The following is a 9,071-nucleotide window of genomic DNA, read 5'->3' as shown; positions in this document are numbered from 1 at the left end:
CCGAGATCTGGAGAACCGTCATGGCCAACCCCTTTGACAGCGAAGACGGCACGTTCCTCGTCCTCGTCAACGACGAGGGGCAGCACTCCCTGTGGCCGTCCTTCGCCGCCGTGCCCGACGGCTGGCAGGTGAAGCTCGAAGCGAGCGACCGCGCCACCGCCGTCGCGTACGTCGAGAGCAACTGGACGGACATGCGCCCGCTCAGCCTTCAGCGTCAGGCGGGATGAGCGTGTCCTCGTCCGACATCGCGATCCTCGCCGAGGGGCTGCAGAAGAAGTACCGCACCCACACGGCCCTGCACGGCATCGACCTGTCGGTGCCCGCCGGCACTGTCCTCGGCGTGCTCGGCCCCAACGGCGCCGGCAAGACCACCACCGTCCGCGTCCTGGCCACCCTCGTCGACCCGTCCGGCGGCCGGGCCACCGTCGCCGGGCACGACGTGGTGCGCCAGAGCAAGGAGGTACGGCGGCGCATCGGCCTCGCCGGGCAGTACGCGGCCGTCGACGAACTCCTCACCGGCCGCGAGAACATGGTCCTGCTCGCCAAGCTGCTGCGGTTCGGGCGGCGCGGAGCGGCCCGCCGCGCCGCCGAACTGCTCGACCGGTTCGAGCTCACCGAGGCCGCCGACCGGCCCGTGGGCACCTACTCGGGCGGTATGCGCCGCCGCCTCGACCTCGCCACCTGCGTCATCGGTGAACCCGAGGTGCTCTTCCTCGACGAGCCCACCACGGGCCTCGACCCCACCAGCAGGGCCGTCCTGTGGGACGTGGTGCGCGCCCTGGTCGCCGACGGCGTGACCATCCTCCTCACCACCCAGTACCTGGAGGAGGCCGACGAACTCGCCGACCGCATCGCCGTGATCGACGCCGGTCGCGTCATCGCCGAGGGCACCCCCGAGTCCCTCAAGCGCCAGGTCGGCAGCGAGCGCCTGGAAGTCACCGTGGCCCGCCCGGAGAGCCTCGGCGACGCGGTAGCCGCCCTCGCCACGCTCGGTGGCCCCCAGCCCCCGGTCGCCGACGAGGCCACCGCCCGCGTCTCCGTGCACCTCGCCGACGGCGGCCTCGACGAAGTCGCGCGCGCCGCCACGGCCCTGAGCGACAAGGGCGTGGAAACCGTCGGCTTCGAGATCCGCAGGCCCACGCTCGACGACGTGTTCTTCGACCTCACGGGCGCGGGACGGAAGAAGGAGGTCCAGCGATGACCACGGCCACCGCCACCGCCACCGCGCCCGGCGGTCGTACGCCCGTCCGCGCCGCGGAGTCCCGGGGCGCACTGCTCGGCTACCTCGGCGACACCCTCGCCCTGGCCGGACGCCACCTGACGCATCTGCGCCGCTCGCCCGGCCGGCTCGTGCTGGTCACGATGAACCCGCTGGTGATGCTGATCGCCATCGGCTACCTGTTCCGCAACTCCATGAACGTCCCCGGCGGCGTCGCCTACGAGGACTTCATCATGGCGGGCATCGCCATCCAGGTCGGCCTGACCAGCGTCGGTCCCACCGCCATCGGCGTCGCACTCGACCTGCAGCACGGCCTGGTGGACCGGTTCCGCTCGCTGCCGATCGCACCGAGCTCCGTGCTCATCGGCCGCACCCTGTCCGACCTGTTCGTCGGCGTGGTCAGCCTGACGGCGGTGTCACTGGTCGGCCTCGGCGTCGGCTGGCGGCCGCACGAGGGACTGCTGCGCACCGCCGCCGGATTCGGCGTCCTGCTCGCCTTCATTTACACCATGCTGTGGGTCGGCATTCTGCTCGGCACCACCCAGAAAAACGTAGAGGCCATTGACGGCACGGGCGCACTCGTCCTTGTCGTCTTCAGCTTCCTTTCCAATGCGTACGTCGGTGTCGGCGGGCTGCCCGGATGGCTGCGGCCGGTGGCCGAATGGAACCCCGTCACCTCCGTCATCACCACCTGCCGACGGCTGTGGGGCAATGACCCGGCGGGCGCGGCCGGCGGCGGATTCCCGTCCCACCACCCCGGTCTGGTCACCGCCATCACCCTGTCGGCGCTGCTGGTCATCGCGGTGGCGGGCAGCGTGCGGGGCTTCCGCCGGGCCGTGGGGTAGCGCGCGGCAACGGCCGTCAGTGAGCAGTCAGTTGGACGTCATCGACCCGTCATCGGCGCTGACTATTTTTTCTTCGAGAAGCAATTCAGGAAATTCGCGAGACCTGTCAAAACGGAGGAACGAGCATGACGACGGTGGCGCCCGAGCGTCTCACCCGTATCAAGGAAATCGTCGCCGAGAACATCGACATGGAGGTCGACGAGCTCTCGGACACCGCGCTCTTCATCGACGAGCTGGGCGCCGACTCGCTCAAGCTCATCGATGTCCTCAGCGCCCTGGAGATGGAGTACTCCATCGTCATCGACATGAACGAGCTTCCCAAGATGGTGAACGTGGAAGCCACCTACCAGGTGACCGCCGAGGCCGCCGGCTGGTGACGGGAGCGGGTTCCGGCTCCGGTTCCCCCACCTCCAGGCATCCCACCGCTTAAGGAGTCCCATGTCCACCGCACAGTCACCAGCGGCACCCCCGATCCCCGCGCCGACGGGTCGCCGCAGGGTCGTCCTCACCGGTTTCGGGGCGATCTCCAGCATCGGCACGGGCGTCGAGGAGTACACGGCGGGGCTGCGGGCCGGCCGCTCCGGCGCACGGCCGATCACCCGCTTCGCCACCGAGGGGTTCGGCCAGAACATCGCCTGCGAGGTCCCCGACTTCGAGCCGGAGCGCTGGATCCGCAACGTACCCCTCGACGACATGGGCCGCGCCGGGCAGTACGCCGTCGCCGCCGCCCGGATGGCCGTCGAGGACGCCGGGCTGACCGAGGCCGACCTGGGTGAACGGCAGGCCGTCATCAGCGTCGGCACCACCGACGGGGAGTCGCACGACATCGGCGTCCTGGTGGAGCAGGAGATCGCCGCCGGGGACCCCGAGGCGATGGACCCGGTGCTGTCCCGCCGGATCAACGCGGGCCGCCTGACCACCGTCATCGCCCGCGAGCTGCGCATGCCGAACGTGGAGCCCACGACCATCACCACCGCCTGCGCGGCCGGCAACTACTCCATCGGCTACGGCCTGGACGCCATCCGCTCCGGCGACGTCGACATCGCGCTGTGCGGCGGCGCCGACGCCGTGTGCCGCAAGGCGTTCGCCCTCTTCAAGCGGTTCGGCGCGCTCACCCCGGACGTGGTGCGCCCCTTCGACAAGGACCGCAAGGGCATTCTCACCGGCGAGGGCGCGGGCATCCTCGTCCTGGAGAGCCTGGAGTCGGCGCTCGCACGCGGCGCGCACATCTACGCCGAAGTCCTCGGCTACGGCCTCAGCTGCGACGCCAACCACCCCACCGCCCCGGACCGCGACGGCATCGCGCGCGGCATCCGCCTCGCCCTCGACGACGCCGGCGTCAAGGAGCAGGAGATCGACTTCATCTCCGCGCACGGCACCGGCACCAAGGCCAACGACCGCACCGAGTCGGCCGCCATCCTCGACGTGTACGGCGACACACCGCCGCGCACCGTCGCCGTGAAGTCGATGCTCGGCCACTCGATGGGCGCGGCCAGCGCGCTCGGCGCCATCGCCTGCGGGCTCGCCATCGAGCACGGGTTCATCCCGCCCACCATCAACCACATGGAGACCGACCCGGAGTGCCCGCTCGACGTCGTGCCCAACAAGGCGGTCGACGCGGACGTCCGGATCGTGCAGAACAACTCCAGTGCCTTCGCGGGCAACAACGCCATCCTGATTCTCGGCATGTACGGGGAGCGAGTCCGACCATGACCACCGCAAGCGCCACCCCGGCGGCCCCGCTGCCGCCCCAGACGCTCGTCATCACCGGATGGTCGGCCGTCTCGCCGTACGGCCTCGGCCGTACGGAGTTCGCCGCGGGCGTGCGCGGCGGCGCCAAGGCGGCCGTGAAGGCGGACGCGGGCCTCGGCCCGCTGCCCTCCTCCGACGTGTGCACCGTGCCCGGCTTCGACATCCAGGGCCTGCTCGGCAAGAAGGGCACGGCCAAGATGGACCGGCTCACCGCGCTGGCCCTGGTCGCCTCCGACGGCCTGCTCCTGGACGCCGAGGGCAACCCGGCGGTGGAGACCGACGACAGGACCGGCGTCGTCCTCGGCATCAGCATGGGCAGCCTGGAGAACGTCACCGACTTCCTGCGCCAGTCGTACACCAACGAGCGCCCCTTCTACGTCGACGCGGGCCGCATCCCCTTCGGCAGCCTTAACCACGCCGCCGGCGCCACCGCCATCCGGCACGGTCTCAAGGGCCCGAACACCACGGTCGCCGGGGGCCGCGCCAGCGGACTGCTCGCCCTCAACTACGCGCGCCGCCTGATGAGTCAGGGCCGCGCGACCAAGTACCTCGTGGGCTCCGCCGAGGAGTTCTCCGCCGCCCACGCCTGGATCGAGCACACCGCTGCCGCGCCCGGCGACGAGGCCGCGCTGCTCGGTGAGGGCTGCGGCCTCTTCCTGGTCGAGCACGCGGGCAGCGCCGAACGCCCGCCGCTGGCCGCGGTGTTGAGCGTCGAGACCCGCGTCGACATCGACGACGACCCGGGCGCCGCCGTCACCGCCTGCGCCCGCCGCGCCCTGGAGCGCGCCGGGGTCGGCGCCGACGAGGTGTGGGCGGCCGTCCCGTGCGCGGCGCCCACCGCCGCGGGCCGCGCCGAGCGGGAGGCGCTCGCCGCGCTGCTGCCCGCCGACGCGCTGTCCCGCGTACCGTCCATGGAACTGCTCGGCGACACCAGTGCCGCGTCCGCGTCCTTCCAGATCGCGGCCGTGCTCGGCATCGCCGAGGCCGACCCGGACTCCCGGGGGCGGATCGCACTCGTGTCCGCCGTCGACCGCGACGGCGCCGTGGCGTGTGCGGTGCTGCGACTGATGGGGGAGAACGCGTGATCGCGCTGGTCAGCGGCGGTTCCCGGGGCATCGGCAGGGCGATCGTGCTGCGCCTGGCCGAGGACGGGTACGACGTCGCCTTCTGCTACCGCTCCGACGAGGAAGCCGCCGGACAACTCGTCAAGGAGACCGCCGAGTTCGGCACCCGCGTCACCGCCACGCGCTGCGACGTGGCCGACGCCGCCGAGGTGGGCGACTGGGTCACCCGCACCGAGCGGGAACTCGGGCCCGTCGACGCCGCCGTCACCTCGGCCGGCATCACCCGGGACCGGCCGCTGATCCTGATGCCCGAGGACGACTGGAACCAGGTCCTGCGCACCAACCTCGACGGCGTCTACCACGTGAACCGTGCCGCCGCGTTCGCCATGAGCAAGCGCAAGCGGGGCGCCCTGGTCAACCTGTCCTCCGTCTCCGGGATCTACGGCAACACGGGCCAGGCCAACTACGCCGCCTCCAAGGCCGGGATCATCGGCTTCACCAAGTCCCTCGCCAAGGAGTGCGGACCGCGCGGCATCCGCGCCAACGTGGTCGCACCGGGCCTCATCGAGACCGACATGGTCGGCGGCATGTCCGAGGCCGCGCGGGCCCGCATGCTGCAGAACGTGTCGCTCGGCCGCATGGGCCGGCCCGAGGAGGTCGCGGACCTGGTGTCCTTCCTGGTCTCCGACCGGGCCGCCTACATCACGGGATCGGTCTTCGAGATCCACGGCGGCGGCACGTTCTGATGGGGGCGGGAATGCAGGGGGGCTCGGGGATGCAGGACCGGTACGACGCCATCGTCGTCGGCAGTGGGATCGGGGGACTGGTCAGCGGCGGCTACCTGGCCGCCGACGGGCGCCGCGTCCTCGTCCTGGAGCAGCACGACATCGCGGGCGGCAACGCCCATGTCTTCCGCCGCCGGCGCAAGTACGAGTTCGACGTCGGCACCCACTACCTCGGCGACTGCGGCCCGGACGGCCTCATCCCGTCGATCCTCTCCGGCCTCGGCGTCGGCGACCGGGTGCGCTTTCGCCCCATGGACAACGACAACGGCTTCGACCGGATCATCACGCCCACGGCCACCGTGGACGTGCCCGCGGGCTGGGAGCCGTACCGCGAGAACCTCAAGCGGGCCGTGCCCGAGGAGGCCGACCGCGTCGACCGGTTCATCGACCTCGCCACCGCCGTGGCCGGCGCCAGCCGGGCCGGCCTCATGGGCGAATCCATGGTGGAACTGTTCCGCAGGTCGCCGCAGACGATGCGCTGGACCCGCCGCACCCTCGGCCAGGCCCTGGACCACAGCGGCCTGTCCGCCAAGGGCCGCACGCTGGTCGCCGCGCAGGCAGGCAACTACGGCGCGATGCCCGACGGCATCGGCTTCGCCGAGCACGTCAACATCATGGACCACTACCTGCGCGGCGCGTACTACCCCGAGGGCGGCGGCCAGGCCCTCGTCGCCGCGCTCGTCGAGGCACTCGAGGCGTACGGCGGTGAACTGCGCACCCGGTGCTCGGTACGCCGCATCCTCATCGAGGGCGGACGCGCCACCGGCGTCGAACTCGCCGACGGGCAACGGATATCCGCGCCCCTGGTCATCTCCAACGCGGACTACCGCCGTACCGTCCTCGACCTGTGCGGCGGCGAAGAGGCCTTCCCCGCCGACCTCGTGGCGCGCACCCGCGCGGCGACCATGCGCAGCGCCGTCGTCGCCGTGTACGTCGCCCTCGACACCGAGCTGCCCGATCTGCCCAACGCCAACATCTGGTGGCACGACAGCGACGACATGGAGGCCGCGCACGCGGCCGTCCTGGAACGCTACGCCCGCGACGGCTCGATGGAGTCCGTGCCGCAGCTCGCGTTCTCCTTCGCCTCGATCAAGGACGCGGGCGCCCCCGCCGTCTGTCCGCCCGGCCACAGCAACTTCCAGCTCATGACGGGCTGCCCGCCCGGCTACGAGTTCTGGGGCCTGCAGGGCGGACCCGTCGACGGCGAGCCCTACCGCCGCAACCCCGCCTACATGGCGCGCAAGCGGCAGCTGACCGAGGTCATCCTGGACACCGCCGAGAAGGTCCTCGGCCCGTTCCGGGACCGCATCACCCACGTGGAGACGGCGACCCCGCTCACCAACGAGCGCTACATCCGCGCCAGCGGCGGCACCCCGTACGGCATGGCCACCTGGGGCGGCGCCGGCCAGCGCCCCGATGTGCGCACCGACGTCGAGGGGCTCTACGTCGTCGGCCAGAGCGTCCGCTACGGCAGCGGAGTGGGCGGGGTCGCCACGGGCGGAGTCGCCGCGGCCTCGCAGATCCTCGGTCGCGGACTGCTCGCCGAGGTGTTCGCCGGCACGGTGCTCGGCGACGCCTCCAGGCTGCCCGAACGGGCCCCGGACTGGGACCCGTTGGTCGTCTCACGCGGCCGGGCACGGCACCGCGCCAAGGGCCTGGCACGGATGGGCTGACGCGGCGCTTTCCTCACTTCCCCAAGTCCTTCGAGCAGCCATTTCCTCAGGAGCAGTGTTCCCATGAATCAGGTACCGCCCTTCGCCGTGATCTCCGGCGCCCAGGTGCACGAGGCCCTCGGCGGGCGCGAGGACGAGGTCGTCGCGACGGTCGAGGCCGCCTACCGCCTGCACGGCGAGGGTCAGACGGTCAACCCCGACTCGTACTTCCTGCGCTTCCCCGACCGGCCCTCCGACCGGATCATCGCGCTGCCCGCGTCGGTCAAGGGCGACGTGGGCGTGCACGGCATCAAGTGGATCTCCAGCTTCCCCGAGAACGTCGCCGCGGGCATTCCGCGCGCCTCGGCGGTCCTCATCCTCAACGACGCGGAGACCGGCTACCCGTTCGCCTGTCTGGAGAGCTCCATCATCAGCGCGGCGCGCACCGCCGCCTCCGCGGCCCTCGCGGCGGCGCGGCTCGCCGACGCGCGCGGCGAACGCCCCACCCGGGTGGGCTTCTTCGGCGTCGGCCTGATCGCCCGCTATGTGCACGCCTACCTCGCGAACACCGGTTTCGCCTTCGAGTCGATCGGCGTGCACGACCTGTCCGCCGAGCACGCCGAGGGATTCAAGGGCTACCTGGAGCGGGTCGAGAGCGACGGCTGCGAGATCACCGTCCACGACAAGGCCGAGGACCTGATCCGCTCCAGCGACCTGATCGTCTTCGCGACCATCGCGGGCGAGCCGCATGTCCAGGACCCGCAGTGGTTCGCGCACAACCCGCTGGTGCTGCACGTCTCCCTGCGCGACCTGTCGCCCGAGATCGTCCTCGCGTCGTGGAACGCCGTCGACGACGTCGAGCACTGCATGAAGGCCAACACCTCGCCGCACCTGGCCGAACAGCAGGTCGGCCACCGGGAGTTCGTCGCCGGCACCCTCTACGACGTCCTCACCGGAGCGATCACCCCGCCGACCGACAAGCCGGTGATCTTCTCGCCGTTCGGCCTCGGCGTCCTCGACATGGCGGTCGCCAAGTTCATCTACGACCGGGTCCTGGAAGCCGATCGGCTGCACACCGTCCCGGACTTCTTCCACGAGCTCAAGCGCTACGGCTGACGCCTCGCTGACACCCCGCTGACGGTCCGGCACCACGGTGCCGGACCTTCTTGTCCCCGTCCATGACGCCCGCACAGAATCGAGCCCATGAAATCCTTCGCCAGCCTGGACGAATTCGCCGACGCCACCGGTGAACACCTCGGCTACAGCGAGTGGCTTGAAGTCACCCAGCACGACGTGGACCAGTTCGCCGGGTCGACCGGCGACCTCCAGTGGATTCACGTGGACCCGGAACGCGCGGCGACCGGACCCTTCGGCGGAACCATCGCCCACGGCTATATGACGCTGGCGCTGCTGCCCGCGATGATGCGCGCGATCTTCGAGATCGAAAAGGTCGACCTGGGTGTCAACTTCGGCCTGGACAAGGTCCGTTTCCCCCGGCCCGTGCCGGTCGGCGCGCACGTCCGCGGCGGCGCCAAGCTCACCGGCGTGCGCGAGACACCCGTGGGCCACCTGGCGGCCGTACGCATGACGGTGGAGGTGCGGGCCGCGGGGGAGGACAAGCCGCGGCCGGCCTGTGTGGCGGACACCCTGTCGCTCTTCACGGCCTCTTAGGGCATTTGCCGTGGGGAACTACGCGCGAGGTAGAGGAACTCCCCCTTTTCGGCCAACCAAGAGGGGAGTTAGTACTACCGATT

The 9,071-nt window shown here is 71.1% G+C and carries 10 protein-coding genes; all 10 read left to right on the top strand.

Features of this window, described 5'->3' with window-relative positions:
• Positions 1 to 20: 20 nt before the first annotated feature.
• The 10 genes from ACN6LB_RS06510 (at position 21) to ACN6LB_RS06465 (ending at position 8,988) form a co-directional block, all read left to right on the top strand.
• Complete coding sequence (locus tag ACN6LB_RS06510) at positions 21 to 227, top strand: MbtH family protein (protein WP_356148794.1); 207 nt, start codon at positions 21 to 23, stop codon at positions 225 to 227.
• Entirely contained in the window at positions 224 to 1,201 is a 978-nt protein-coding gene (locus ACN6LB_RS06505) for an ATP-binding cassette domain-containing protein (protein WP_356148791.1), read from the top strand. The genes ACN6LB_RS06510 and ACN6LB_RS06505 overlap by 4 nt, the downstream gene beginning before the upstream one ends.
• The gene (locus tag ACN6LB_RS06500; RefSeq protein WP_445024933.1) at positions 1,198 to 2,064 is read left to right on the top strand and encodes an ABC transporter permease; all 867 of its coding nucleotides are present in this window, start codon (positions 1,198 to 1,200) and stop codon (positions 2,062 to 2,064) included. Before ACN6LB_RS06505 ends, ACN6LB_RS06500 begins: the two co-directional genes overlap by 4 nt.
• 125 nt (positions 2,065 to 2,189) lie before the next feature.
• A complete protein-coding gene (locus tag ACN6LB_RS06495) occupies positions 2,190 to 2,441 on the top strand; it encodes an acyl carrier protein (RefSeq protein WP_356148785.1) in 252 nt (83 codons plus the stop codon).
• Between the two features lie 61 nt (positions 2,442 to 2,502).
• Positions 2,503 to 3,777 carry a beta-ketoacyl-[acyl-carrier-protein] synthase family protein gene (locus ACN6LB_RS06490; protein WP_356148782.1) on the top strand — a complete coding sequence of 425 codons (1,275 nt, stop codon included), beginning with the start codon at positions 2,503 to 2,505 and terminating at the stop codon, positions 3,775 to 3,777.
• A complete protein-coding gene (locus ACN6LB_RS06485; RefSeq protein ID WP_445024932.1) occupies positions 3,774 to 4,901 on the top strand; it encodes a beta-ketoacyl synthase N-terminal-like domain-containing protein in 1,128 nt (375 codons plus the stop codon). The genes ACN6LB_RS06490 and ACN6LB_RS06485 overlap by 4 nt, the downstream gene beginning before the upstream one ends.
• The gene (gene fabG, locus ACN6LB_RS06480) at positions 4,898 to 5,626 is read left to right on the top strand and encodes a 3-oxoacyl-ACP reductase FabG (protein ID WP_356133365.1); all 729 of its coding nucleotides are present in this window, start codon (positions 4,898 to 4,900) and stop codon (positions 5,624 to 5,626) included. Before ACN6LB_RS06485 ends, fabG begins: the two co-directional genes overlap by 4 nt.
• Positions 5,627 to 5,655: 29 nt before the next feature.
• Positions 5,656 to 7,338: a phytoene desaturase family protein gene (locus ACN6LB_RS06475; protein ID WP_445024931.1), complete on the top strand. Its 1,683-nt coding sequence runs from the start codon at positions 5,656 to 5,658 to the stop codon at positions 7,336 to 7,338.
• 63 nt (positions 7,339 to 7,401) lie between these two features.
• A complete protein-coding gene (gene sbnB, locus ACN6LB_RS06470; protein ID WP_356133361.1) occupies positions 7,402 to 8,433 on the top strand; it encodes a 2,3-diaminopropionate biosynthesis protein SbnB in 1,032 nt (343 codons plus the stop codon).
• 87 nt (positions 8,434 to 8,520) lie between these two features.
• Positions 8,521 to 8,988: a MaoC family dehydratase gene (locus ACN6LB_RS06465; RefSeq protein WP_356133359.1), complete on the top strand. Its 468-nt coding sequence runs from the start codon at positions 8,521 to 8,523 to the stop codon at positions 8,986 to 8,988.
• Positions 8,989 to 9,071: the final 83 nt, after the last annotated feature.

The sequence above is a fragment of the Streptomyces sp. SAS_270 genome (genome assembly GCF_052543295.1).
Note: the sequence above shows the minus strand (reverse complement) of the source record. Positions and strands in the feature narration are given on the sequence as shown.